The organism is Microbacterium sp. M3 (assembly GCF_033548675.1).
Lineage (GTDB): Bacteria > Actinomycetota > Actinomycetes > Actinomycetales > Microbacteriaceae > Microbacterium > Microbacterium arthrosphaerae.
The window spans coordinates 411,077-437,385 of sequence record NZ_JAWTZT010000004.1 but is presented as its reverse complement, the minus strand read 5'-3'; the positions used below and the strand labels follow the sequence as shown (position 1 = coordinate 437,385).

General features: G+C 70.3%; 22 protein-coding genes. 11 read left to right on the top strand and 11 right to left on the bottom strand.

Going from position 1 to position 26,309, the window contains the following annotated elements; all coding sequences use genetic code 11:
• Nucleotides 1–25: 25 nt before the first annotated feature.
• Nucleotides 26–1,111: a LacI family DNA-binding transcriptional regulator gene (locus tag R8Z57_RS14200; RefSeq protein WP_318354425.1), complete on the bottom strand. Its 1,086-nt coding sequence runs from the start codon at nt 1,109–1,111 to the stop codon at nt 26–28.
• A gap of 197 nt (nt 1,112–1,308) precedes the next feature.
• On the opposite strand from R8Z57_RS14200, the gene R8Z57_RS14195 reads away from it, so the two are divergent.
• Complete coding sequence (locus R8Z57_RS14195; protein ID WP_318354424.1) at nt 1,309–2,922, top strand: glycoside hydrolase family 68 protein; 1,614 nt, start codon at nt 1,309–1,311, stop codon at nt 2,920–2,922.
• A gap of 236 nt (nt 2,923–3,158) precedes the next feature.
• The gene (locus R8Z57_RS14190) at nt 3,159–4,799 is read left to right on the top strand and encodes a glycoside hydrolase family 32 protein (protein ID WP_318354423.1); all 1,641 of its coding nucleotides are present in this window, start codon (nt 3,159–3,161) and stop codon (nt 4,797–4,799) included.
• A 19-nt stretch (nt 4,800–4,818) separates the two neighbouring features.
• Here the strand turns inward: R8Z57_RS14190 and R8Z57_RS14185 are convergent, their stop codons facing one another.
• From R8Z57_RS14185 to rplM, 5 genes are all read right to left on the bottom strand, one after another.
• Nucleotides 4,819–5,859, bottom strand: coding sequence for a LacI family DNA-binding transcriptional regulator (locus tag R8Z57_RS14185; protein WP_318354422.1), 1,041 nt, complete (start codon nt 5,857–5,859; stop codon nt 4,819–4,821).
• 70 nt (nt 5,860–5,929) lie between these two features.
• The gene (locus R8Z57_RS14180; protein ID WP_318354421.1) at nt 5,930–6,694 is read right to left on the bottom strand and encodes a hypothetical protein; all 765 of its coding nucleotides are present in this window, start codon (nt 6,692–6,694) and stop codon (nt 5,930–5,932) included.
• A 357-nt stretch (nt 6,695–7,051) separates the two neighbouring features.
• Nucleotides 7,052–8,410, bottom strand: a complete 1,359-nt coding sequence (gene glmM, locus R8Z57_RS14175; RefSeq protein ID WP_318354420.1) for a phosphoglucosamine mutase — start codon at nt 8,408–8,410, stop codon at nt 7,052–7,054.
• A 16-nt stretch (nt 8,411–8,426) separates the two neighbouring features.
• Nucleotides 8,427–8,903, bottom strand: coding sequence for a 30S ribosomal protein S9 (rpsI, locus tag R8Z57_RS14170; RefSeq protein WP_318354419.1), 477 nt, complete (start codon nt 8,901–8,903; stop codon nt 8,427–8,429).
• A 25-nt stretch (nt 8,904–8,928) separates the two neighbouring features.
• Entirely contained in the window at nt 8,929–9,375 is a 447-nt protein-coding gene (rplM, locus tag R8Z57_RS14165; RefSeq protein WP_318354418.1) for a 50S ribosomal protein L13, read from the bottom strand.
• 303 nt (nt 9,376–9,678) lie between these two features.
• On the opposite strand from rplM, the gene R8Z57_RS14160 reads away from it, so the two are divergent.
• From R8Z57_RS14160 to R8Z57_RS14145, 4 genes are all read left to right on the top strand, one after another.
• Complete coding sequence (locus R8Z57_RS14160) at nt 9,679–11,010, top strand: UDP-glucose/GDP-mannose dehydrogenase family protein (protein WP_318354417.1); 1,332 nt, start codon at nt 9,679–9,681, stop codon at nt 11,008–11,010.
• Nucleotides 11,011–11,232: 222 nt separating this feature from the next.
• A complete protein-coding gene (gene gmd, locus R8Z57_RS14155; RefSeq protein ID WP_318354416.1) occupies nt 11,233–12,276 on the top strand; it encodes a GDP-mannose 4,6-dehydratase in 1,044 nt (347 codons plus the stop codon).
• Nucleotides 12,273–13,256 carry a GDP-L-fucose synthase gene (locus R8Z57_RS14150; protein ID WP_318354415.1) on the top strand — a complete coding sequence of 328 codons (984 nt, stop codon included), beginning with the start codon at nt 12,273–12,275 and terminating at the stop codon, nt 13,254–13,256. Before gmd ends, R8Z57_RS14150 begins: the two co-directional genes overlap by 4 nt.
• Before the next feature lie 52 nt (nt 13,257–13,308).
• A complete protein-coding gene (locus tag R8Z57_RS14145) occupies nt 13,309–14,157 on the top strand; it encodes a hypothetical protein (RefSeq protein ID WP_318354414.1) in 849 nt (282 codons plus the stop codon).
• A gap of 100 nt (nt 14,158–14,257) precedes the next feature.
• Here the strand turns inward: R8Z57_RS14145 and R8Z57_RS14140 are convergent, their stop codons facing one another.
• The gene (locus R8Z57_RS14140; RefSeq protein ID WP_318354413.1) at nt 14,258–16,141 is read right to left on the bottom strand and encodes a DUF4012 domain-containing protein; all 1,884 of its coding nucleotides are present in this window, start codon (nt 16,139–16,141) and stop codon (nt 14,258–14,260) included.
• Between the two features lie 261 nt (nt 16,142–16,402).
• Complete coding sequence (locus R8Z57_RS14135; protein WP_318354412.1) at nt 16,403–17,143, bottom strand: endonuclease/exonuclease/phosphatase family protein; 741 nt, start codon at nt 17,141–17,143, stop codon at nt 16,403–16,405.
• Between the two features lie 206 nt (nt 17,144–17,349).
• On the opposite strand from R8Z57_RS14135, the gene R8Z57_RS14130 reads away from it, so the two are divergent.
• The 3 genes from R8Z57_RS14130 (at nt 17,350) to R8Z57_RS14120 (ending at nt 19,901) form a co-directional block, all read left to right on the top strand.
• Nucleotides 17,350–17,802: a hypothetical protein gene (locus R8Z57_RS14130; RefSeq protein WP_318354411.1), complete on the top strand. Its 453-nt coding sequence runs from the start codon at nt 17,350–17,352 to the stop codon at nt 17,800–17,802.
• A gap of 40 nt (nt 17,803–17,842) precedes the next feature.
• Nucleotides 17,843–18,826 carry a glycoside hydrolase family 6 protein gene (locus R8Z57_RS14125; RefSeq protein WP_318354410.1) on the top strand — a complete coding sequence of 328 codons (984 nt, stop codon included), beginning with the start codon at nt 17,843–17,845 and terminating at the stop codon, nt 18,824–18,826.
• Nucleotides 18,827–18,983: 157 nt separating this feature from the next.
• Entirely contained in the window at nt 18,984–19,901 is a 918-nt protein-coding gene (locus tag R8Z57_RS14120; RefSeq protein ID WP_318354409.1) for a response regulator transcription factor, read from the top strand.
• Between the two features lie 168 nt (nt 19,902–20,069).
• Here the strand turns inward: R8Z57_RS14120 and R8Z57_RS14115 are convergent, their stop codons facing one another.
• Complete coding sequence (locus R8Z57_RS14115; RefSeq protein ID WP_318354408.1) at nt 20,070–21,554, bottom strand: glycosyltransferase family 2 protein; 1,485 nt, start codon at nt 21,552–21,554, stop codon at nt 20,070–20,072.
• Between the two features lie 188 nt (nt 21,555–21,742).
• Between R8Z57_RS14115 and R8Z57_RS14110 the strand changes: the two genes are divergently transcribed.
• Together R8Z57_RS14110 and R8Z57_RS14105 are read left to right on the top strand one after the other, a co-directional pair.
• Nucleotides 21,743–23,413 carry a PAS domain-containing sensor histidine kinase gene (locus tag R8Z57_RS14110; RefSeq protein WP_318354407.1) on the top strand — a complete coding sequence of 557 codons (1,671 nt, stop codon included), beginning with the start codon at nt 21,743–21,745 and terminating at the stop codon, nt 23,411–23,413.
• Complete coding sequence (locus R8Z57_RS14105) at nt 23,410–24,585, top strand: hypothetical protein (RefSeq protein WP_318354406.1); 1,176 nt, start codon at nt 23,410–23,412, stop codon at nt 24,583–24,585. The genes R8Z57_RS14110 and R8Z57_RS14105 overlap by 4 nt, the downstream gene beginning before the upstream one ends.
• Here R8Z57_RS14105 and R8Z57_RS14100 read toward each other — a convergent pair.
• Nucleotides 24,563–25,162 carry a hypothetical protein gene (locus R8Z57_RS14100; RefSeq protein WP_318354405.1) on the bottom strand — a complete coding sequence of 200 codons (600 nt, stop codon included), beginning with the start codon at nt 25,160–25,162 and terminating at the stop codon, nt 24,563–24,565. The genes R8Z57_RS14105 and R8Z57_RS14100 overlap by 23 nt on opposite strands.
• 53 nt (nt 25,163–25,215) lie before the next feature.
• Nucleotides 25,216–26,076: a tRNA pseudouridine(38-40) synthase TruA gene (gene truA, locus R8Z57_RS14095; protein ID WP_318354404.1), complete on the bottom strand. Its 861-nt coding sequence runs from the start codon at nt 26,074–26,076 to the stop codon at nt 25,216–25,218.
• Nucleotides 26,077–26,309 lie beyond the last annotated feature (233 nt).

Below are 26,309 nucleotides of genomic sequence, written 5' to 3'. Positions count from 1 at the left end.
TCTTGGTGACTCACGCCCGCGTGGGTCACCGATCGGGGGCCGCCAGTGGCGGCCGCTCGGTGTGTGAAGCCCGTCGCCGGTTCGGTTTGGCGACTTGCGCCGGCGGCGGGCCTACGGAGTCTCGTCGGATGACGGGACACTCCATCAGGTGCGTGGCGTCCTCATCCCCTTCCGCGCGGACGCCGAGCGCGACCTCCATCGCCCAGCGGCCCATGGCGTAATGGGGCAGGGCGACGGTGGTGAGTGGGGGATCCTGTTCCGCGGCGATCAACTGCTGGTCGTCGTAGCCGACGACCGACAGATCGCGCGGGATGTCGAGGCCGCGGCGGTGTGCGGCGATGTAGACGCCGGCCGCCATGCGGTCGTTGAAGCAGAAGATGCCGGTAGGGCGCTCGTCGTCGGGGAGATCGAGCAGGACCTCTGCCGCCGCGCGACCACCGTGGGCCGAGGTGTCGCCGGTGATGTGAAGCGCCGGGTCGGCCGGGATGCCGGCCTCTGCGAGCGCCTCGAGATAGCCCTCGTGGCGCAGTCGCGAGGCGATGGGACCGTCATCGGTGTCGATATAGGCGATCCGCCGGTGACCCGCGGCGACGAGCTCGCGCACCGCGGCTGTTCCTCCGGCGCGGTCGTCGGGGACGACGCTGCGGTAGCCGCCCTTCACCGGTCGGCAGTCGAGCAGCACGGTCTTCGCGGAGACGCCCTGGGGCACGTCGACGATGCGGTGCCACATGCACGCGTAGATCATCGCGTCGACCTGCTGCGCGGTCAGCGCGTCGATCGCCTCGCGCTCGATCTCAGCGTCGCCGCCGGTGTCGATCAGATAGACGAGGTAGCCGTTGTCTCGGGCGGCGTCCTGTGCGCCGGCGAGCATGCGCCCTGCGAAGGGGGTAGTCGCGATCTGGTCGGAGATGAGTCCGACCGTGCGCGTCCGCTGCGTGCGGAGCCCCCGGGCGACGGAGTTCGGGGCGTACCCGACCGCACGCGCCGCCTCGCGCACGCGCTGGCGGGTCTCGTCCGAGATGCGGGACTCCACGTCGTTCATGACGAGCGAGACCGTGGTCACCGAAACGCCGGCTGCCGCCGCAACGTCTGAGATCCGGGCCCTCGCCATTAGAGACACTCCCTTGTGCTAAATCGATTTATCGGGCGGGTTTGATTATGGACCGATTGGCAATGCGACGTCAAGTGCCGGGTTGCGCGAACTTCATGCAGCTGGATCCACATGTGCGCGATCGCGTCGCACATGCGACTATGTGTACGCGATGCAAATCGATTTGCATTGCTGAGAATCCAAGGAGCGAACCAGAAATGCACACTCCCCCGAAGAAGGTCAGGCGCGCCCTGGCCGGTGGCCTCACGGCCGCCGCGGTCGCAGCAGCCGTGCTCGTCGGACTGCCGGCGGCAGCCACTGCGGCACCCGTTGCGACGACGGTCCCCGACCTGCAGGACGGTCCTCAGCCGACCGAGCACACGCAGCAGGCCTACGCCCCCGAGGACGACTTCACCGCGAAGTGGACCCGCGCCGACGCCCGGCAGCTCAAGCGGCTTTCGGATCCGACCGCGGGCTCGAAGCAGAACTCGATGCCCGCCGAGCTCACCATGCCCGCGGTTCCGCAGGACTTCCCCGACATGAGCAACGAGCAGGTGTGGGTGTGGGACTCGTGGCCGCTGACCGATGAGGACGCCAATCAGTACAGCGTCAACGGCCAGGAGATCATCTTCTCGCTCGTCGCCGACCGCAGTCTCGTGTTCGACGAGCGCCACGTGTTCGCGAAGATCGGCTACTTCTATCGGCCCGCCGGCGTCCCTGCCGACGAGCGTCCGGAGAACGGTGGCTGGACGTACGGCGGCCTGGTCTTCGGCGAAGGCGTGACCGGGCAGATCTTCCCCGACCAGTCGTACAGTCACCAGACCCAGTGGTCGGGTTCGGCGCGCATCTCGAAGGGCGGCGAGATCAAGCTGTTCTTCACCGATGTCGCGTTCTATCGCAACGAGGATGGCAGCAACCGCAAGCCCTACGACCCGCGGATCGCACTGAGCGTCGGCAAGGTGCACGCCAACAAGAACGGCGTGAAGCTGACCGGCTTCGACAAGGTCACCGACCTGCTGCAGGCCGACGGCACCTACTACCAGACCGGTGCCCAGAACGAGTTCTTCAACTTCCGCGACCCGTTCACGTTCGAGGACCCGGCTCACCCCGGTGAGACGTACATGGTCTTCGAGGGCAACTCCGCCATGCCCCGCGAGACGGCGACGTGCGACGAAGAGGACCTCGGCTACCGCGAGGGCGACCCCTTCGCCGAGACGGTCGAGCAGGTGAACGCCTCGGGCGCCACGTACCAGATCGGCAACGTCGGTCTCGCGAAGGCGAAGAACAAGGAGCTCACCGAGTGGGAGTTCCTGCCGCCCATCCTGTCGGCGAACTGCGTCACCGACCAGACCGAGCGCCCGCAGATCTACATGAAGGACGGCAAGTACTACCTCTTCACCATCAGCCACCGCGGCACCTTCGCGAACGGCATCGACGGCCCCGAAGGCGTCTACGGCTTCGTCGGCGACGGCATCCGCAGCGACTACCAGCCGATGAACTCCGGTTCGGGCCTGGCACTCGGCAACCCGACGAACCTCAACTTCGCGGGCGGACAGCCGTTCGCGCCGGACTTCAACCAGCCGATCGGGCACTTCCAGGCGTACTCGCACTACGTGATGCCCGGCGGACTGGTCCAGTCGTTCATCGACACGATCGGCACGGAGGGCGACTTCCGCCGCGGCGGCACGCTTGCGCCGACGGTCAAGATCGACATCGACGGCGCATCGTCGGCGGTCGACTACTCGTACGGCAACGGCGGACTCGGCGGCTACGCCGACATCCCGTCGAACATCAACGTCAACCCGGGCGGCAAGGTCACGCCGCTGCGCTGACGCGACCTGACCTGACAGTCGAGCGGATGCCTCGGCACGGCCCCGTGCCGAGGCATCCGTTCCGTCCATCCCCACCCCGCGGCGCGCTTTCACCCCATCGCCGAGGCAGGGGATTCTCGCCGATACCGCGGGCATCGTCCCCGGTATGAGCGCGGATGCCTTGGCTCGACGCACGGGCGCCGGCTGCCGACAGCACCGCCGCCGACACTCCCCGCACCAGACGGAAGGAATCCGCGATGCACGCTCACGACGCCCCGACAACGTTCCCCTGGCGGCGCAGCCTGCTCTGGGCGGCGGCTGCCATCGCCGTGGTGGCGCTCGGGCTCGGAACCGCGATCGCCGTGCTGCGACCCTGGGACGGCAGCCCCGACGTGCGGCCGACTCCGACGGCCACATCCCCGGACACGTCAGCGCGGCCCGCCGACTGGTCGGTGCACCGGCCCGGGATCCACCTCACGCCCGGCGAGAACTGGATGAATGACCCGCAGAAGCCGTTCCTCCTCGACGGCGTGTGGCACTACTACTACCTCTACAACGCCGACTATCCCGACGGGAACGGCACCGCGTGGTACCACGCGACCTCAACCGACCTCGTGCACTGGACCGACGAAGGCGTCGCGATCGACAAGTACGCGAACGGTCTCGGCGACATCTGGACCGGCACCGCGGTCGTCGACGAGAAGAACACCGCCGGATTCGGCGAGGGTGCCGTGATCGCGCTCGTGACGCAGCAGGTCGACGGCGTGCAGCGCCAGTCGCTGTTCGTCTCGCGCGACGGCGGCTACCGCTTCGAGTCGTTCGAGGGAAATCCGGTGATGGACAATCCCGGCGTCGCCGACTGGCGTGATCCACGCGTGTTCTGGGACGACGCGGCCGGGCGCTGGGCGATGGCCCTCGCCGAGCACGACCGCATCGGTTTCTACACGTCGCCGAACCTGCGCGACTGGACGTACGCGTCCGATTTCGTCACGACCGAGCTCGGCGTGCTCGAATGCCCCGACCTGTTCCCGATGGCGGTCGACGGCGACCCCGATGACGTTCGCTGGGTGCTCGTCGCAGGCGCGAACGGCGCCGCGGAGGGCAAGACGACGGGAACCGCCTACTGGGTGGGCGAGTGGGACGGCGAGCGCTTCACCGCCGACGGCACCGGCCACCAATGGATGGATCACGGCCCGGACTTCTACGCAGCGGTCACATGGGACGACCCGCGCCTCGATGAGCGCGATCGCCTCGCGTCGCGGTACAGCATCGGGTGGATGAACAACTGGGCCTACGCGGACCGGTTCCCCACCGAGGACTGGTATGGCGGATCGGACTCGCTCGTGCGCTCGATCACGCTCGATGCCGCGGGTGGGCGGGCCACGCTGCGCTCGACGCCGGCGCCCGGGCTGGACTCGGTCTCAGGCGTCCCGCAAGACCTCGAGGATGCGCAGCTGCCCGACGGCGGCACCGTCGACGTCACAGTGCCGGCATCGGGTGCGTATCGGCTGCGATTGGATGCTGCGAGCCCGGCCGGCGAGCTCAGGGTGAAGGTGCTGACGGGCGATGGCAGTTTCGCGACAGTGGGCTACGACTTCGAGTCGCGGTCGGTGTTCGTCACGCGGGACAGTGACGCCGTGGCCGGCGCGATGCCCGAGACGTATCGCGAGGTCCGCACAGCGGCGGTGGAGCCGGCGGATGGCCGCATGCAGCTGGACATCGTGGTGGACGCCGCCTCGATCGAGGTCTTCGCGGGGGGCGGGCGTGCCGCGCTCACGATGGCGACGTTCGGAACGACGGGTGAGCGCGGTCTGGAGCTCGAGGCGGTGAGAGAAGAGGTCTCCATCTCGGCTGCGAGCCTCACTCCGCTGCGGGTTGCGCCGGTCGAACGGGAGTAGCAGCGCGAACAGGGCTGGGTCAGCGAGCGGCTGGTGCGGCGACGGACTGGCGTTCCACGAGCCAACCGTGGAGCAGATGGACTCCGTCGCCGTGGGAGGGCGCGTTGCCGTCGATCCTGTCGAGCAGGCGAGTCATCCCCCACCTACCCATCGCTTCGTGGGGCAGCGCGACCGTCGTGAGCCCGGGATCGAGGGCGTCGGCGACGGGGCGCAGGTCGTCGATCCCCACGACGGAAAGACCCGCCGGGACCGAGATGCCACGACGACTGGCGGCCTGCATCACGCCCATCGCGATCTGGTCGTTGAAGCAGATCACCGCCGTGGGCGGGACAGGCTGATCGAGGAGTCGCCCGCCCGCTTCGCGGCCGCCCGCCGCTTCGGAGGCACAGAAATCGAGGCGACCGCCGCCCAGGGCGATGCCCGCGTCACCCAGCGCAGATCGCACACCGATGAGACGGCCGCGAGCCGCGCGGGACTCGTCGGTGGTGCCGACGTACGCGATGTCGCGGTGCCCGTCACGCGTGAGGCGCTCGCACGCGAGGGCGGCGATCTGCGCCTCGTCGGGCACGACGGCGTCGACCTCCCAGCCCGGCTGAGGCGCCGCGTCTACAAGCACGACGGGCACGTCGTCCGGCATGTCAGGCCGAGCTACCCGCTGGTGGTACATGCGGGCGATCAACAGGCCGTCGACCCGCTGCGCCAGGAACCGCGCGACGAGGTCGCTCTCCGCCGCGGCATCGCCGCCGCTCTCGGCGACCATCAGCAGCACGTCGCGCTCGAGCCCGGCCCGACGCGCACCTTCGATGATGCGGCCGGCGAACGGAGTCGCCGCGACGTCGTCGCCGATCAGGCCGACGATCCCGGTACGGCGGCGGCGCAGGCCGCTGGCCACGCGGTCCGGGACGTATCCGAGCTCACGTGCGACGGCGAGGATCCGGTCGCGCGTCTCGGCGTTCACCGCCCGCGCGCCACTCAGCGCGTGCGAGACCGTCGTCGCCGAGACGCCCGCCGCGGCGGCGACATCGCTCACGCGTGCGCGCCGCGTCGGACCAGTGGGCATGCGCCCAGCCTAGGGCCGACGCGCCGACAGCCGGTGACGTCGGCGATCGTCGCGCACGCGCGGGAGGGGCCTACTCGTCAGCGGGCTCGGTGAAGGCGGTGTAGATGCCGTACACCGCGATGCCCGCCAGATGCCAGTCGCGCGGGCCCTCGTCGCCGAGCGCGACGGCGCGGGGCCCGTCCACCAGCGTCGGCTGGATGCGGCGGTGGTCGCCCATCCCGTCGATCATCGCCATCACCGCGACCGCCAGATCGCGTTCGTCCACGCCCTCTCGCATGCGCAGCCCGAAGGCCTCGTTGAGCCCGCGGTAGATCTCGGCCATGCGCCCGAGATAGCGGTCCACGATCTCCGACAGCAGGGCGCGGATGTCCTCGCCGCCGGGAACCGCATCGCCGCTGGCCAGCGCCGCCGACATGGTGCGGTACGTCCGCCAGGCGACCGAGTGCTCGACGGCGGCCATGTTGTGCGCGACGGTCACCCGCAGCGCCTCCCGCAGCGCCGCGGGCGGCCCATCGGGTGTCGCATCCGTGGCGGGGGCCTCTCGGGCCATCGCCTGCTGGAGGACGTCCCGCGTGCTGTCGTCGAATCCGGTGTCGAACCCGGGATCGGCTTCGAACAGCGCGCGCACGAGGTCCGCGACGAACGCCACACGGTCGGGCCAGATGCGGAACACCGTCGAGCGCGGCACCCCCGCGGCCCGTATGAGGTCTTCCAGCTCGATGTTGGCGTAGTCGAGCTGGAGTCCTTCCGCGCGCACGCGCTCCACAGCCACCTCGAGCATGCGCGCTCGGGTCTGGCCTGCCGGCCGACGCGAACGAGCTTCAGGGTCCCCCATCCCTCGATTATCCGCCGCGGAATGGTCCCGTGGGGGCCGCCGCCTCAACGGTCGCGGCGCCGGGTCCCCAGAACCCGGCACCGACTAGACCACAGCACGGCATGGGGCCGCGACGGATCGGTGCGCCCGGCTCTCCCCGACCCGGGCACTCTCGACAGCCTAGAGACTGGAAGTCTCATATATCAAATGAAGACAAGGCCCCCGGCGCGGCGCCTCGGAAGACGTCCGGTCGTCGAGCGAGGGAGCGCCGGCGACCGAGACGAAACGCGCCCGACCAAGACCCCGTGGGGCGGCAGCCCGAGAGGCGGGTCGGCCGCGTGTGGGGCGACGACCCGCCTCTCGGGACGGATGCCGGGACTACAGAGCGAGGCGCTCGCGCACGACGTCGGCGAGGGTGTCGGCGTGACGACGGGCCTCATCCTCCGACGCGGCCTCCACCATCACGCGCACCAGCTGCTCGGTGCCCGACGGACGCAGCAGCACGCGCCCCGACAGCCCGAGCTGGGCGGATGCGCGGGCGACGGCATCCTGCACACCCTCGTCGGTGGCGGCACGCGAACGGTCCACGCCCTTCACGTTCACGAGCACCTGCGGGTACACGGTCATGATCGAGGCGAGCTCCTCGAGCGTCTTGCCGGTGCGCGCCATCTCGGCGACGAGGTGGAGCCCGGTGAGCAGCCCGTCGCCGGTGGTGGCGTACTCGCTCATGATGACGTGGCCGGACTGCTCGCCACCGAGCGAGAAGCCGCCCTCGTTCATGCGCTCGAGCACGTAGCGGTCGCCGACCGCCGTGGTCTCGACGTGGATGCCGTGCGCCGACATCGCGCGGTGCAGGCCCAGGTTGCTCATCACGGTGGCGACGAGCGTGTCGTCCTTGAGGTGCCCGCGGTTCTTCATCGAGACCGCGAGGATCGCCATGATCTGGTCGCCGTCGACGACGTTTCCGTTGGCGTCGACCGCGAGGCAGCGGTCGGCGTCGCCGTCGTGCGCGATGCCCACGTCGGCACGGTGCTCGACGACCGCCTGGGCGAGCACGTCGAGGTGCGTAGATCCGACACCGTCGTTGATGTTGAGGCCGTCGGGGTCGGCGCCGATCACCGTGACTCGTGCGCCGGCGTCGGTGAACGTCTGCGGCGAGACTCCCGACGCGGCGCCGTGGGCGCAGTCGAGCACGACGTGCAGGCCCTCGAGCCGGTGCGGCAGCGAGCCGAGCAGGTGCAGCGCGTAGCGGTCCTCGGCGTCGGAGAAGCGGCGGATCCGGCCCACGTCGGCTCCGGTCGGCAGCAGCTTGTCGCCGGCCATGGCCTGCTCGATGCGGGCTTCGACGATGTCGGGCAGCTTCACGCCGCCGCGGGCGAAGATCTTGATGCCGTTGTCGGGGGCGGGATTGTGGGATGCCGAGACCATGACGCCGAAGTCGGCATCCATGTCGGCGATCAGGAACGCCGCCGCCGGGGTGGGCAGCACTCCGGCGTCGTAGACGTCGACACCCGACGAGGCGAGTCCCGCCTCGACTGCGGCGGAGAGGAATTCGCCCGACACGCGCGGGTCGCGCGCGACGACGGCGGTGATGCGCTTGCCGGCGGCGCGACGCGCCTCGGCAGAACGGCCCTGGCCCAGGACGACGGCGGTCGCCTGGGCCAGGGACAGTGCGAGATCGGCGGTGAGGGGGCCGTTGGCCAGCCCCCTCACCCCGTCCGTGCCAAAGATCGGCATGCGGAGATGGAGCCGATCAGCGCTTCGAGTACTGCGGCGCCTTGCGGGCCTTCTTGAGACCGGCCTTCTTGCGCTCGATGACGCGGGCGTCACGCGAGAGGAAGCCGGCCTTCTTGAGGGTCGGGCGGTTGTTCTCGGCGTCGATCTCGTTCAGCGCACGGGCGATGCCGAGGCGCAGCGCGCCGGCCTGACCCGAGGGGCCACCGCCCGAGATGCGGACGATGACGTCGTAGGCGCCGGTGAGGTTGAGAACCGTGAACGGGTCGGTGATGAGCTGCTGGTGCAGCTTGTTCGGGAAGTAGTCCTCGAACGCACGGCCGTTGACGGTGATGGTGCCCGAGCCGGGGATCACGCGCACGCGGGCGATGGCCTGCTTGCGGCGACCGACGGCCGCGCCCGAGACCGAGAGCACGGGGCGCTCGGTCGCAACGGCGGTCTCGTCGACCTGGGACTCGGTGGAGTAGCTCGTGGGGGTTTCTTCGATGTTCGCCATCAGTGTGTCCTTGTCTGTACGGCGCTTACTGGGCGACCTGGTCGAAAACGTACGCGGTGGGCTTCTGCGCGGCGTGCGGGTGCTCGGCACCCCGGTACACCTTGAGCTTCGACAGCTGGTTGGCGCCGAGGGTGTTCTTCGGGAGCATGCCGCGGACGGCCTTCTCGACGGCGCGGACCGGGTTCTTCTCGAGGAGCTCGGAGTACGTGACCGCCTTGAGGCCGCCCGGGTAGCCCGAGTGGCGGTAGGCCTTCTTCTGCTCGAGCTTCTGGCCCGTCAGCGCGACCTTCTCGGCGTTGATGATGATGACGAAGTCGCCCATGTCGACGTGGGGGGCGAAGGTGGCCTTGTGCTTGCCACGCAGGAGCGCGGCGGCGTGCGAGGCGAGACGGCCGAGGACGACGTCGGTCGCGTCGATGACCAGCCACTCGCGCTGAGCTTCGCCAGCCTTGGGGGTGTAAGTGCGCGTCACAGTAGTGCTGCTTTCTTGATTCGAACGGAGAGGTTCGTGAATCCCACTCCGGGGTGGTTCTGCCTCTCGATGAGGGACGGAACACGCCAGTGGAGGGCTCACGTTCGCGGTGCCGGGTCAGCTGAGCCGGACACCAAAGATCAATACTACGACAGATGGATGCCGCGACCAAACCGCGGCGCCCCGCATCTCTGCGCGCGACAGTGCCGCACCGATGCGTCACGCATCGGTCATCAGCCAGCCATCCCGCCGCGGTACCTCTCGTGCGTGCGCGTTGTCCAGCGCGCGGATGGAGTACCGACCATGCGCCTGTCCGTCATCGGCTGCGGCTACCTGGGGGCGGTCCACGCCGCGGCGATGGCGTCGCTCGGACATGACGTGGTCGGCATCGATGTCGACGAGGCCAAGGTGCGGTCGCTCTCGCTCGGCAGAGCACCGTTCCATGAACCGCACCTGGAGCCGTTGCTCGCCGAGGGCATCGCCGCTGGACGCCTGACGTTCACGACCGACATGGCTGCGGCATCCGGGTCCGCCGTGCACTTCGTCGGCGTCGGCACCCCGCAGCAGAAGGACGGCGACGCCGCCGACCTCACCTACGTCGGTGCGGCGATCGACGGGCTGCTGCCGTACCTCGCACCGGGTGACGTCGTGGCCGGCAAGTCCACCGTCCCGGTCGGCACCGCCGCCGAGCTGGCCCCGCGCGTCGAGGCGACCGGGGCCACCCTGGTGTGGAACCCCGAATTCCTCCGCGAGGGCTGGGCGGTGAAAGACACCGTCGACCCCGACCGGCTCGTGGTCGGCGTTCCGACCAGTTCGACGACCGGCGAGCCGGATGAGGCCGGTGCGGCGGCCGCGGACGTGCTCCGCGAGGTGTACCACGCGGCCCTCGCCAACGGCGCGCCGTTCATCGTCACCGACCTCGCGACCGCCGAGCTGGTCAAGGTCGCGGCGAACGCCTTCCTCGCCACGAAGATCTCATTCATCAACGCGATGGCCGAGATCGCCGAGGTCACCGGGGCCGACGTCACGCAGCTCGCCGACGCGCTCGGGCACGACGTGCGCATCGGCCGGCGCTTCCTCGGAGCCGGCATCGGGTTCGGCGGCGGATGCCTCCCGAAAGACATCCGCGCCTTCTCCGCCCGCGCCGAAGAGCTGGGCCGCGGTGAGTCGGTCGCGTTCCTCCGCGAGGTCGATGCCATCAACCTCCGCCGCCGCCGGCGTGCGGTCGATCTCGTCGTCGAGGCACTCGGCGGATCCGTCTTCAAGAAGAACGTGACGGTGCTCGGAGCAGCGTTCAAGCCGCACAGCGACGACATCCGTGATTCCCCCGCCCTCGACGTCGCCGTGCGACTGCACGGTCTGGGAGCCTGGGTCACGATCACCGACCCCGCCGCGCTCGAGAACGCCCAGCGCCTGCACCCTCAGCTGAACTACGTCGCGGAGCGCGACGACGCGCTCCGCGAAGCCGACGCCATCATCATGGTGACCGAATGGGACGAGTACCGCCGCGAGCTCACCCCCGAGCACGCCGCGACCCTCACCCGAGGTCGCATCGTCGTCGACGGACGCAACGGCTGGGACGCGGCCGCCTGGCGCGCCGCCGGCTGGACCTACTACGGCATGGGACGCCCGTAGACGCTCCGCGGCAGCATCCCACGGAGGGAAACGACGAGCGAGCGCTTCCACCCTGTGATCTAAGAGGCCTGTTTTCCGTGGTCAGCCTGCGGTATCGTCTCTCTATTCTCAACGGGGACAGCTCCCGACAGGATCACCCGAGCCTGGCTGCCCGCGTCGCGAATCCGTGACTTGTGCCGAGGCCGAACGACCTCCGCGAGTCGCTGGGGGACGGAGTACGACGTGAAGCGTGCACTCATCACCGGGATCACCGGTCAGGATGGCTCGTACCTCGCCGAGCTTCTGCTCGGAAAGGGCTACGAGGTCCATGGCCTCATCCGCCGTGCGTCGACTTTCAATACTCATCGCATCGACCATCTCTATGTCGATCCGCACGAGCCGAGCGCGCGGCTGTTCCTCCACTACGGCGACCTCAGCGATGGTGCCGGTCTGGTGAGCCTTCTGGTCAAGATCCATCCCGACGAGGTCTACAACCTTGCGGCTCAGTCGCACGTGCGCGTGTCGTTCGACGAGCCTGTGCACACCGCCGATACGACGGGAATCGGCACGGTCCGCCTGCTCGAGGCCGTGCGGTCGTCGGGGATCGACACGAAGTTCTACCAGGCCTCCACGTCGGAGCTCTACGGAGCCACGCCGCCGCCCCAGAACGAGTTCTCACCCTTCTGTCCGCGTTCGCCGTATGCGGCCGCCAAGCTCTACAGCTTCTGGATCACCAAGAACTACCGCGAGGCGTACGACATGTTCGCGGTGAACGGCATCCTCTTCAATCACGAGTCTCCGCGGCGCGGCGAGACTTTCGTCACGCGCAAGATCTCGCGCGCGGTCGCCCGCATCCAGGCAGGCGATCAGAAGGAGCTCTATCTCGGCAACCTGGACTCGATCAGAGACTGGGGCTATGCGGCCGAGTACGTGGAAGGCATGTGGCGGATGCTGCAGATCGACGAACCCGAGGACTTCGTGCTCGCGACGGGCCAGGGCTACACGATTCGCGACTTCCTCGAGGCATCCTTCGGACACGTGGGCCTCGACTGGCACGAGTTCGTGAAGTTCGACGAGCGCTACCTGCGCCCGACCGAGGTCGACGCCCTGATCGGCGACCCGGCCCGGGCCGCCGAGAAGCTCGGCTGGAACGCCACGCTCGACGGCAAGGACCTCGCAAGGCTCATGGTCGACGCCGACATCGAGGCGCTCGACAAGCGCCCGGAGTGGATCGACTCGGTCAACCTCGCCTCGTGGACCCCCGAGCCGTCGCTGGTCGGCCGATGACCGCTGCAACCGACGGCGTCCAGTACACGCCCGGTGGCCTGGACCGCGACGCGCCGTTCTACGTAGCCGGTCACCGAGGTCTTGTCGGCTCGGCCATCGTCCGAAGACTCGAGGGCGCAGGATTCACGAACATCGTCGGAAGGACGTCCGCGGAACTCGACCTCAAGAACCGCGACGACGTCTTCGCCTACCTCGCCGAGATCAGGCCGCGATACCTGGTGCTCGCCGCGGCGAAGGTGGGAGGCATCCTCGCGAACAGCACGTATCCCGTCGACTTCTTGAGCGACAACCTCCGCATCCAATCGAACGTGCTCGACGCTGCGCTGGAGAACGAGGTCGAGCGGGTCGCGTTCCTCGGTTCGTCGTGCATCTATCCCAAGTTCGCTGAGCAGCCGATCCGCGAAGACGCGCTTCTCACCGGAGCGCTTGAACCGACGAACGACGCGTACGCGATCGCCAAGATCGCCGGCATCCTGAACATCCAGGCCGTCCGGCGCCAATACGGACTGCCGTGGATCTCGGCGATGCCCACCAACCTCTACGGGCCGAACGACAACTTCTCACCGCGCGGTTCGCATGTTCTCCCGGCGCTGATCCGTCGCTACGCCGAGGCCGTGACGTCGGGCGCACCATCGGTGACGAACTGGGGAACCGGCACGCCTCGACGCGAGTTCCTGCACGCCGACGACATGGCCGACGCCGTGCTGCATCTGCTCGAGCACTACGACGGACCAGAGCAGGTGAACGTCGGCTCCGGCTCGGACGTCACCATCCGGGAGGTCGCCGACACGATCGCCGACGCGGTCGGCTTCGACGGCGAGACCGAGTGGGACACCTCCAAGCCCGACGGCACGCCGCAGAAACTGCTCGACGTGTCGAAGCTCGCCGCGGCCGGCTGGACGTCGAAGATCACGCTGGAGGACGGACTCGAGCGAACCGTGGCCTGGTACCGGGATCACTCCGACGCGGTGCGCGTGTAGGAGACATCGCGCTCAAGGGGCGCCGTCGCAGGCGGCCGCTAGGGTGATCGGCATGTCCTCCCCCGCGCCGTCGACGTCGCTCGAGCGCACCTACCGCTACCTGCGCATCGGCATCGCCGGCACCGTCGTCGCGATCTTCGTCGCCATCGCGCAGGCGGCGACGACGTACGGCTGGCTGACCTCGGTCAGCGACTACTACTACACCCCCGCCCGCAACGTCTTCGTCGGGGCGCTCATCGCCGTGTCGCTGGCTCTCTTCGCACTGTCCGGCCGCGGCGCCGAACGAGCGCTCCTCGACGCCGCCGCGCTGTTCGCGCCGCTCATCGCACTGGTGCCCACCACCGTCGCGGCCGGCGCCGTGCCCGGCGTCGATGTCGCCTGCTCCGGTCGCTGCTTCCCGACGGAATATGAAGCGGATGCCGCGAACGGCGTCGCCGTCTACCTCGTGCTCGGCGTGCTCGTCCTGGTTCTCGCCCTCGTGCTCGCCGCGCTGCGACAGGTCTCGCTCGCGACCGTCTGGCCGTCGCTGCTCGTCGCGGCGCTCGTGCTGGCGGCGACCGGCCTCACGTGGGCCTTCGCCCGTGAGGCCTTCCTCGACCAGGCGCACTTCGTGGCCACCACCGCGTTCTTCGCACTCTTCGCGGCGGTCGCGGTCCGCAACGCCTTCCCGCGGCGCGGTCCGCAGCCGTCGCCCGTCTTCCGCGTGCTGTACACGGCGATCGCGGTGGGCCTGGTGCTGCTGCTGGTCCTCTACGTGGTGCTGCTGCCGCAGGCCGATGCCTCCGGCATCCCCATCGTCCTCATCGTCGAAGCGGCCGCCCTCGCGCTGTTCTTCGGGTTCTGGGTCGTGCAGGGCATCGAGAAGTGGTCCGACCCCGACCCGACCATCCTCGCCCGCTGAGGTCCGGGCTCCGCGGCGCCGGACTTCGGCGGGCAGACGAAACGTCCCCGGGGGTTCGGGAGGTTCCGGGGACGTTCCGCCTGGCTTCGCGCGTCGCTCGCTACCGATCCGGTGTCGGGAAGAGTTCGTCGCAGCTCGCGTCGACGGTGACGGGAGTGGACGACGCCGTCGGGGTGTAGCGCAGTCGCAGCGGGCCGAGGGCGCCGGCGGGGAGCACGGCGGTGAACGAGACCGTCTCGGTCTCGCCCTGGCCGACGAACACGGTCTTGCTCACCGCCGTGTTGCCCTTCTCGACGCCGCTGCGCTCCCACTTCACGACGTCGCCGCGCGCCGGCACGGTCTGGGTGATCTGCGCGCCCGGGGGTGCGAAGAAGAGCACGTCGAGGATCATCGTGGTGGACGGCACGCCGAACCCCCGGTTGCGGAACCCCAGCGTGAACGGACTGCGGATGTCGTCGCTGATGCCGTTGTGAAGGGTCATCGTCGTCGTGATGGTGCGCGCCGCGGCATCGCAGGTCGCGGTCACAGACGTGGCGAGGTGGTACTCGAGCTTGCCGACCGAAGAGTCGTTCAGGTAGATCCCCACCTGTGTCTGCGTCGCGGTGTCAGGTGCGAGCGCGCCGTCGAGGCCGAATTCGACGGCGAGCGCCTGCGCCGCAGGGTCGGTGAAGGCGAGGTTGATGCGCTGCTCCTCGGCGGACTGCTCGAGCGCGCCGAGCATCTGCAGCGGATCCCACGCGGACGCCGTGAGGTGGTCGAACACCTGCCGCGCGGCATCCGCGAAGAACGCGTCCGAGTCGGCGCCGACGGGGAAGCGCTCGTACGCGTCGCTGAGCAGGACCTTCACGGCATTGTCGGCGGTGAGCTGCTCGCCCGTGCCGAGCGTCACCGGACCCGCCACCGCGAGCAGGTGCGCGAGCACCACGGGGTCGATCGAGATGACGCCGTCGAACGTCGCGCCGGTCGTGTGCACCCACAACGCCTGGAACAGCTGCGCGGTCGTCGGGAAGTCGGGCGTGAACGTGAAGTCCTGCGAGTGCCGGGTGAGGGTGGGCAGGTAGAGGCCCGTGGTCTCACCGGGCAGCGGCACGTACTCCTCTCCCTGGGTGCCCGCGTCGTAGAACGTGCGGGAGCTGGCCTGGTCGACGAACCCCAGCTTGCCGTCGGTCAGCGTCACGATCATGCTCGCGGCGGGGTTGCCGCCTGTCGCACGGATCTCGGCGTTGTTCTGGAAGATCAGCAGGTACGTCCTGGTGCCGCCCGACCCGGCCATGTCGAGCAGCGTCGGGAGGTATTTCTCGGCCACCCCGAGGGCCGGGGTCGCGACGTCGATGACACCCAGGATGTCGGCGATGGACTCGCCGACCTCGGGGAGCAGCGCGGCGGTGTCGATCGGCGCGACGATCGCCTGCGCGTCGGTGAATGCGGCGGCGATCTCGGGGATCGAGCCCTGCGCCTGCCGGAAGGGCTCGAGGTCGATCCCACCGCCCGCCACGGTGAGCCGGTCGAGGTCGGTGACCGCCATGAGCTGCAGGCCCACCGGCAGCGCGCGCTCGACGAGCACGTCGACGGCGTGGGTCACGCGCCGTACGGCGTCGACGTTCTGCCCGACGAACGGCACGTTCGTCGCGATCTCCCACAGCGGCCCATCCACTGTCGCGATGGCGAGGGCGACGTTCGCCTGGACCTCGTCGGTGACCGCGCGCACGTGCGCGGTGTCGGCATCACCGAGATCGGCGCGCAGCGTCTCGATCCCGGCCGCTGCCCGTTGCAGCGCGGCGCGCGCCCGCTGCGCCTCCGACCAGAACTGCATCGCGAGGGCGCCGACGACCACACCGCCCACCAGCAGCAGGGTGAGCAGCGCGACCACGATCCACGGCCACGCGCGCCGGTGGCGCGCCGGAACAGGCGTCGCCTCGTCCTCGAGAACGGCCCCGGTCTGCGCACCGTCGGGTTCGGAGCGCGTGACGATCCCCCTCGTCACGAGGGCAATGGTACTCCCGCGGCGCCCCGTTGTCAGTGGTCAGGCGGGGCGGGGGCCGTTGCCAGGTTCTGCCGCCGCCGGGCACCCTCGTCGAGCCACAGGTCTGCGGTGGGTCCGAGGCGTTTCGTCTCGCTCGTTCCTCGCTCGCTCAACGACCGGGGAACGGCGGGGTGCGGGGCTCTACGACCGCGGGACCGCGGGACCGCGAGACCGCGGGACCGCGGGACCGCGGGACCGCGAGTCGGAACCTCCCCGGCGAGGTCAGGCCGCGCCGGTCTTTCCGCCGGCGGCCGCCGCCTCGGGGTCGGCGATCTCGATCACCCGTCGCACACCGGCGGCGGGGTGGGCCGTCACCAGGATCGGCAGGTGGTCGCTGAGCCCCTGCGGGAGCGTGCGCACGCGGTCGATCTCGAATCCGACGGAGGTCGCGAAGTCGTAGTGCCCGCGGAAGAAGCGGTACCGCGTGTAGGTGCGCGAGTCCGACAGGTTGAGCTCGTACCCCTGCTCGCGGATGTGCTGACCCAGCCGCTCTTTGAAGACGGGGTAGTTGTAGTCCCCCACCATGAGCGCCGGCAGCCCCTCGCCCAGCTGCTGCAGTTCGCCGAGCGCGGTGCGGATCTGGTGTCGGCGCAGCGAGTTCAGCGCGGTGAGCGGGGCTGCGTGGAACGAGGCCACGATGAGGTCGGTGTTCTCGTCGATGTCGTGCAGCCTCACGCCGAGCAGACGCTCCTCGGCGGGCTTGAGCACGCGGTCGTGCAGCGACTTCTTGAGAGCCAGCGCCCGCACGTCGACGGCGCGATAGGTGTTCTCGCGGTAGTAGACCGCGAGGCCCAGGCGGTTGCGCTGCGTCGAGTCCGCCAGCCGCAGACCCGAGATCTCGTCGGGGATGTCGCTCGTGTCGGCCTCTTGCAGGCACAGCACGTCGGCACCGTGACGCTCGACGAGGTGGACGAGCTCCCCCACCGCGCGATGCTTTCGCAGGTTGTACGAGATGACCTTCATGTCGAGGCCAGCCTAGGCCCGCCGGGTTTCTGCGGAATGACCTTGACACGTACACATCGGGAGCTCTCAGCAACTGCCGGGCGACGGATGTACGAAAACCGGATGCCGCGGCTCTGGAGTGGTGTGCCGGTCCACGGCATCGCCGACCGCACGTCACCCGACCGCACCGCACCCGACCCGCACGACACCCGACCCAGGAGGACCCCATGGCCGCCACCCGTTCCGCGAAGACCATCCGCGCCGAGCTCGCCGATGCCCGCGACGCGAGCCGCACCGCCCGCGAGCTCGCCGAGCGCGAGCTGCGCATCAGCGTGGTCGCCCGGTCCCGCGCCGCCGAGGCCCTCGAGCGCACCGCCGCGCGACCCGGCGTCGAGGAGACCCACCGCGAGCGACTCCGTGCGCAGTACGCCGCCGCCGACCGCGTGGTCGCGCAGCGTCGCGCCGCACTCGACAAGGCCCGTGAATTCGAATCTGCCGCCGTCGTGGTGGTGGACGCGTTCGAGTCCGAGGCGACATCGGCGAGCCCGCTGGCCGCCGCACTGCTGCAGGTCGTGGGGTCGAAGCGCGCCACGACACCTCGCACGGTCACCAGGACCGTGCCGTCTCCCCGCACCGGATCCACCGCCGGCGTGCGCAGCCCGCGTCCTCGCACCGCCTGATCTCCCGGGCTGGGCCGACGTTTCTCGTAGGCTCGCGTACGTGCCCACATCGCGACGCACCCTGGCGATCGTCGCCACCGTGGGTCTCGTCGCCCTCGGCGGCGCCGCGGCGATCACCGCGGTCGCGCTGGCCGGGCAGGGCGCCACGCCGCCGGGCCACGGCACGGTCATCGTCGCATCCGAGCTGTCTCAGGCGACGGATGCCGCGTCCCGCGCCGCGGCCGGCACGCCCGAGCAGGCGGCCGCGGAGTACCTGAGCGCGCAGCCGACGGCGTTCTGGCTCACGCCCGAGGCGGTGCCGCCGGGAGACGTGGCGAAGACGATCGGGCAGCTGGCAGCGGAGGCGCGTGCGCAATCCGCCCGCGTCGCGGTCGTCGTCTACGGCCTGCCGGGGCGCGACTGCGGAGGCCATTCGGCGGGAGGCCTGGACGAGGACGCGTACGCGGACTGGACGCGCGAGATCGGCGCCGCGCTCCGAGAGGCCGCAGACGTCTCGCCGATCGTCGTGCTCGAGCCCGACAGCCTCGCCCTCGCGCCCGAATGCGGCAACGTCGAGGAGCGGGTCCGGCAGCTCCGCGACGCGGCCGAGGCGCTGCGGTCGGACGACACGTCGATCTACGTCGATGCGGGACACTCGCAGTGGCTGCCCGTCGCCGAGATCGCCGACCTCGTGTCGCGGGTGGCCGCCGGTGGCGGCATCCGCGGATTCGCGACCAACGTGTCGAACTACAACGCGACGGCCGACGAGATCGCGTTCGCGCACGAGCTGGCCGGTCGCCTGGACGGCATGCACGCGCTCATCGACACATCGCGCAACGGCGCCGGGTCGGACGGCGAGTGGTGCAATCCGCCAGGCGCGCTCGTCGGTGAGCCCGGCGGCGCGATCGGCGACGACGTCGTCGACACCAACCTCTGGATCAAGCCGCCCGGCGAGAGCGACGGCGAATGCCACGGCGGTCCGCCGGCGGGCGCGTGGTGGCCCGCCGCCGCGGTGGAGCTCACCCGCGAGGTGCGCGCGGGCTGAGGCCCGGCGTGCGTCGTGACGCGCCGCGGCGGTCACCGGACTGACCCGGGATCAGGAGTTTCCCTTCGCCCTGTACCATCAGGGGAGCGGACGGGGCCGCTGCTGGGGATGTGCTCCGCGCCGCTCGTCGTTCGCACACGTCCGAGAGAGCCGCTTCATGAGCACCCCAGCGCCCGAGCTCCAGACCGCCGTCATCATCGAGGACGACCCCGAGATCCGCCACATCCTCGCGGAGGTGCTCGAATCCGCGGGCTTCTCGACCGTCTCGGTCGGCAACGGCATCGACGGCGTCCGCGCGGTGCTCACCTACAAGCCGCTCCTGACGACGATCGACGTCAACATGCCGGGCATCGACGGCATCGAGGCCGCCAAGCGCATCCGCGCGCAGTCCGACACGTTCATCATCATGCTGACCGGGCTCAACGACGAGGCCGACGTGATCGCGGGGCTGGGCGCGGGCGCCGACGACTACCTCCTGAAGCCCTTCCGCCCGCGCGAGCTGCGCGCCCGCGTCGAGGCGCTGCTGCGCCGCTCGCGCGCGTCCGCTCCCGCCGCGGCGACGCCGCCCTCGCAGGGCAGCGTCGGCCCCTCCTTCCCCGCCGCCCGCCCGGCGACGGCCGCGATCCCGACCCGGCCCGCCGAGCAGGTTCCGCTCGCGACGGAGACGGATGCCGCAGCCCCGGCGACTGACGCCGCTGCGCCGACGACGACGGCCGACCTGGACCCGGGCGACGGCGAGGCCGGCGAATGGCTCGTGCACCGCGACCTGCGGCTGCACCCCGACAACCGGATCGTGCTCCTCGGCGACGACGAGCTCGAGCTCACGCGCACCGAGTTCGATCTGCTGGCGACGCTCCTCGAGTCCAAGCGTCGCGTGCGCAGCAAGGCCGATCTCACGCTCGTGCTGCGGGGCGAGTCGTACGTGACGAGCTACTTCGTCGGCGACGCCGACAAGCGCGCGGTCGAGGCCCACATGACGAACCTCCGGCGCAAGCTCGGCGAGAGCGCCGCCCAGCCTCGCTACATCGAAACGGTGCGGGGAGTCGGCTATCGGCTGACCGCCGACGCCGTCTGATCGCCGGAGCCCCGGCGGAGGCATCCGCTCGCCCCAGACGAGCAGATGCCTCCGCGGGCTGTCGGGAGGGTGCCCGCCTCCCCAGACGGGCACCCTCTCCTTCCTCCCCCGCGCCGTGCTCCCCAGCCTCGGCGCTTCCCCAGTTCCGACCCGACTTCGGGTGACGGGTCAGACCTTGTATCCGTGCTGTCGACGGATGAGCTTGAAGAACATGGACAGTGTCTGCAACACCGTCACGACCCCGACGATCGGCCAGCCGATCCACAGGATGGTCGACTGCACCATCGGGCCGAGCATCGACCAGATGATCGCCATGGCGACGACCGAGGCGACGACCACGATGAGCGGGGTCCAGTGGCCGAGGCCCGCGCCGCGCTCGGCCTTGGCCTGCATCGCCCAGTTGTCGACCTTCTTGCGCGAGAGGAACCGGGTCCACGACCGCGCGAAGTAGCTGAGCCGCAGCCACATGTACACCTCGGCCGGCACCAGCGTGACGGCGAAGAGGATGTCGCGGGCATCGCGGTTCTGCATCGTGAGGGCCATGCGCGTGTTGAGGGCGATCGCCACCACCGGTGGCAGCAGCCACCACGGCGAGAAGACGAAGGCGCCGATCGACAGCGAGCCCGCGAGGAGGACGACGAACGCCACCCGCACGAACAGGTTCGTGAGCATGCCGAAGTTCTCGAGCCATCGCACCCGCAGGTTGGGGTGGAACGGCTGGCCCTTGGTGTCGCCGCGCTGGCCGGGCCACATCAGCTCGATCGCGCCGTAGGTCCACTTCACCTGCTGCGCGTCGAGGGCGCGCAGCGTCGTCATGCCGCCGACGTCGGCGCGGGCGAACGGGCTGATCTTGGTCAGATAGCCGGCGCTCCTGATCTGCAGCGAGAGCAGCGAGTCCTCGACCTCGGAGTCCTTGACCCACGGCGTGGACTGGTGATTCTGCGTCATGACGTCGCGCAGCGCCTGCGTCGAGAAGATGGAGAACTGTCCGCCGAGCACCGCCATGTTGCGTCCGCGCAGCAGGTTGTGCAGGTTGAAGGCCGCGAACTGGGCACGCTGGCCGGTGATCAGGAACTTCGCGATGCCGCCCTTGATCGGCTTGTCGTCGATCGAGTAGATCGCCGAGATGCCGCCGATGCGGGTGTCGGAGACCGCCTCGCCCTCGAGGTACTCGACCGCCTGGGCATCGGCCACGGTGTCACCGTCCACGCCGAGCAGGTAGTCGTACCCCTCGACGAGGGTGTAGCCGTAGTTGAGCGCTCCGACCTTCTTGTCGGGGTTCTTGCCGATGTCGTGGACGAACACCTCGGTGAACTGCTCGCCGAGCTCGGTGACCACCTCGTGCGGACCGGCATAGCGCGACGCGATCCTCACCGTCGCGTCGGAGGTGTTGTTGACGACGACGTGGATGACGTCCGGCACGCGGGTCTGCCCGAGGAGCGACTCGATCACCTGGGCGATCGACTCCTCCTCGTTGTATGCCGGGATGACGCAGCCGATCGTCGAGCGGTGCACCGAGGTGTCGTCGAGCACAGCCTCGAAGTCGTCGGCGAACCCGGGCACCGTGGCGCCGGCGACGTCCTCCGGCAAGGCGGTCGCCTCGCTGCGGTGAATCGTCCGCGGGCTGCGGGTGAACGGGAGCAGGTCGGTCACGGTCGTCGCTTTCGGTTTCTCGTGCCGGCGCTTCCGGCATGAGAACAGCCTCCCCCGGCCACCGCAACGGCCACCCGAGAGACGGCGAGTGCTTCCGCAAGGTTCGCGCAAGGCATCCGCAAGAAGCGTTCGCCGACTCTCGGGCGCGCACCGAAGGGGCCGGTGGCCGGGTCAATAGAATCAACCCCATGGCTACCGGGGCGGCGCGAGCGACGTTCGTCGTGGGAATCCCAGACGCTCGCACCCGGTCCATCTGGCTCACCCAGCTGGTGCTCGCCGCGACGGTGCTCAGCACGGCGCTCCTGGTGATGGTGCTCGAACCGGCGCTGTTCGGCCGGTGGAGCTTCCTCCTCGGCGTGATCCTCGTGGTGGTGCTCACGCTGGCGACGCTCGCACTGCCCTGGGCCCGGCTGTCCGCCGCCGCGGTACTGGCGATCCCGTTCGCCGACGCGCTCGCGATCGGGCTCATGTCCAGCGGCACCGAGTTGCGGCTGGGCTTCCTGTGGGGCATCCCCGTGATGTGGGTGGCGATGCACTTCCGCGCGACCGCGCTGGCGGCGCTCCTGGCGGTCATCGGCGTCATCCTGCTCGTGGACTCGGCGCTGTCGGCCGGCGCCGTGGCCGCACTCCGGGGGTTCGTCGTCCTGCTGACGCTCACCTTCATCGGCATCACCGCGCACATCGCCCTCCGACGCACGCGATCGCTGCGCCGGCTGCTGCGCCGGCAGGCCGGCCGGCTCACCGCCACCTTCACGCGCCGGGCCGACCAGGAGCGCCGCACGACCGAGATCCTCAACGGCATCGACACGGGTATCGCCCGGCTCTCCGCCGACGGCGCGGTGCTCGCGGTGAACGACGCGTACTCGCGGCTGTACGGGCTCGACCCGCTCGATCCGACGCTCCCCGCGCGCTCGATCGAGTACACCGGCCTGCGCGGCATGCCGGTGCCCCTCCCCGAGCGGCCCTTCACACGGGCCGCCCGCGGCGAGACGTTCACCGACGCATCGGTGTGGCTGTTCACCGCCGAAGGTGAATGGCGCGCGCTGTCGGTGACCGCGAAGCGACTCGCGGCCCGCGGCGACGAGGAGTCGAGCATCCTGCTCCTCGTGCACGACGTCACAGCGCTCACCTACGCGCAGCGCGAGCGGGAACGGTTCACCGCGATGGCGTCGCACGAGCTCAAGCACCCGCTCACGGTCATGATCGGCAACGCCGAGCTCGCGCTCGACCTCGACGACCTCACGCCGCGCACACGCGAGCGGTTCGAGACGATCATCGGCGCGAGCGAGCGCATGCTGAAGATGACCGAGAGCCTCGTGTCCACGTCGCGCCGCGGGTTCTCGGGGCGCGACGAGGTGGACGACATCGACCTGCGTCAGATCCTGATGGAGTCGGTGGCGTCGTTCCGGCCCACGGCAGCGGCGGCCGGGGTGCAGATCGACGTGCAGGCCGATCAGGCCCTCCCGATCACGGCCGACGGATTCCGGCTGCGGCAGGTCGTCGACAACGTCGTCAGCAACGCGATCAAGTACACCCCGCGCGACGGGCGCGTGCAGATCGTCGGCGCGGTCGACGACGGCGCCGTCGTGCTGTCGGTCGCCGACACCGGCATCGGCATCGCCGCGGAGGACCTGCCGAACATCCTGACTCCCTACTTCCGCACCGCGGAGGCGAAGAAGAAGAGCGGCGGCAGCGGTCTCGGGCTCGGCATCAGCAACGACATCGTGACGGCCCACGGCGGCACCCTCTCGATCGACAGCGACGTCGGCGTGGGAACGCGGGTCGACGTGCGGTTCCCGCTCGCCCGCACGGAGCATCCCCACCCCCACCCCGATCACGCCGCGGGAGGCAGCGCATGACCGATCTCCTCACCGGCACGGGCCTGAACCTCGGAGTGGCTCAAGCCCTGATCACGACGCTGGCCACGGTGCTGACCATCGGCATCGCGTTCCTCGTGAAGCCCGGGCTTTCCACGCTGTACTGGAGCTTCGCCTTCACGCTCGCGATGCTCGCGACCTACGGTGTCGTCGCCGCGGAGGTGAACGACATGGAGGCGCTCCGGCGAGCCTCGCTGGGCGCGCTGCTGGGGGCGCCGGCCTTCCTGTGGTCGGGCTTCCGCGCCGCCTGGGGGCTCCGCCCGCACGTCTGGGCGGGCGCGGCGCTGGCGGTCGTCGCGGCAGTCGGACTCGCGACCGTCGACGGCTTGAGCTGGTTCACTCTGGCGTACCGCACGGCGTTCTTCGCGGCATCCGTCTTCGCGGGGCTCTTCGTGCTCGACTGGGCGCGCGCCGCCGGCCGCCGCAACGACAAGCTGCTGCTCCCCCTCGCGATCGTGTCGGTCGCCTTCTTCGTCACCGGCACGGCGACGCTGATCGCCGGGATCGTCTACCCGCCGTCGGGCGGCGACGACTTCGCGCTGGTGCGGCTGATCTCGTCGGCCGGCATGCTCGTGTACGTCGCGTGCGCCCTGATCGCCGTGGTCGGCACCGCGGCCCGCGACAGCGGGCTCGGCCGTGCATCGGCCGGGTCATCGGCCTGGCAGCAGTTCGAACAGATCGCCGGCGACCGCCTGCTGCGCGCGGCGAAGACGTCGGAGGCCTGGTCGATCGTGTACCTGCAGCTCGACGACGCGCTCGACATCCGGCAGACCGCCGGTGCCGCGGCCTTCGCCGAGCTGTCGGAGGGCCTCGCCGAAGAGGTCCGAGCCGTGTTCCCGGCCGAGTCCGACGTCGGCACGCCGTCGGCGGGCGCGGTCGTCGTGCTCGTGCCGCGCTCGGACGCCGCCGTGCGCGACCTGCTGCGGACGATCCTCGAGCGGGTGACCCTGCTCGACGTGCACGGAGCGCTGCCCATCCGCCCGACCGCCAGCGCGGGCTGGGCGCCCGCGTCGGTGCTCGGCTACGACCTCGACGCGCTGGTGTACACCGGCCGCGAGGCGGCGCGGTTCGCCAGCGAGAAGGGCGGCGACCGGTGGGAGCGCGTGGGCTCGACGATCGTCGAACGGCTGATCAGTCGCTCAGAGCTATCGTGAGCGTGTCGGTCGCGGTCTGCTTGGCGTACTCGCTCGACGTCGGCGTCGTCTGCACCAGGAAGTCATAGCTGAACTGGAGCGTGACCGACGTCGCCTCCTCGGGCACGGGCCCGACGTTGAAGGTCTGCGAGTAGCTGTAGGGCGACAGCACCAGGTACCCCGGGCTGACGGTCGCGGCGTCGACCTGCGGATCGAGCGCGGGAAGGGCACCCGTCGGCGACGACGGCACCGCGATCATGGTGGCGCGCTGCAGGTACACCTTCTGCCCGTCGTCGGGCACGACCGTCGTCGTCATCGAGACGCTGACCGGCTTGATCGCCGCGGCAGTCCACTTGTCCATCGACAGCGTCGACCAGTAGTCGACGGTGGCGCTGACGGCTCCGGCCGTGAGCGCCCGCTGCGTCGAGCCGCTGGAGAGGTCGTTGGGCACGGGAGTGGGCACGACGGTCGGGGTGGGGGTGGTGGATGCCGAGGGCGCGGCATCCGTCTCCCACGGCGCCGGTCCGCAGCCGGCGAGCGCCGCGGTGCCGATGACCGCGAACGCGACGACTCCGGCGAACCGGCTGAACCTGCGCATGAAACCCCCGAATCGACCCCCGCCGGACGTCCGGTCAGTCTAGCCGGGGCGCCTCACTCGCGATCGCGGCGCGCGCGGGTCTGATCCGCGCGCTGCGCCAGCAGCTCGTCGGCGGGATACCCGACCTCGGTCAGCGTGAGGCCGCGCGCGGCCAGCACCTTCACCTCCGGCACGCGCTCCTGCGCGTCGCGGATATCGACGACGTCGTCCACGTCGAGCCGCCCCTCACCGACCGCGACGCACGCGCCCACGAGCGCCCGCACCATGCTGTGGCAGAACGCGTCGGCCTTGACGTTCGCCACCAGGACGCCGAGCGCGTCCCTGTGCCAGTCGAACTCGAGGAGCGTGCGGATCGTCGTGGCCTCTTCGCGCGGCTTGCAGTAGGCCGCGAAGTCGTGCAGCCCGATGAGGGCCCGGGCGGCGGCATCCATCGCCTCGGCCTCGAGGGATGCCCGCACCGACGTGGTCCGATGCCGCTCGAGCGGGTCGTACCCGGTGACGACGTCGGCGATGCGGTACTCGTAGCGCCGCCACACCGCCGAGAAGCGCGCGTCGAAGCCCTCGGGCGCGAGGCGCGAGCGGTGCACGGCGACGTCGGAGTAGGCGCCGACCACACCGGTGATGCGCGCCGCGAGCGCCGCCGCACGCTCGTCGGGCGTCGGCTCTGCGGCGGCAGGCCGCGCGTGGCGCGCGAGCATGCGGGCGCGCTGGCCCTCGTCGAGGTCGACATGGGCGACCTGCCCGCTGGCGTGCACCCCCGCGTCGGTGCGCCCGGCGACCACGAGCCGCGGATCGCCGCCCACCACGCGCCCCAGCGCCGACTCGATGGTCTCCTGCACCGTGCGCAGCCCGGGCTGGCGCGCCCAGCCGCGGAAATGCGTGCCGTCGTAGGCGATGTCGAGCCGGATCCGCACCGACCCAGCCTACCGAGGCGCACGGTGCCCACCCGCGCCGACCGCCGCCACGTCGGCACCCCGCTCCACCGCTGCCACGTCGGCACCCCGCTCCACCGCTGCCCCGGCGGCACCCCGCTCCACCGCCGCCACCCGGTTGGCACCCCGCTCCACCGCCGCCACCCGGTTGGCACCCCGGCCCACCCCCCGCCACCCGGTCGGAGATCTACAGCCGGTCGGATCCTCCCACGTGG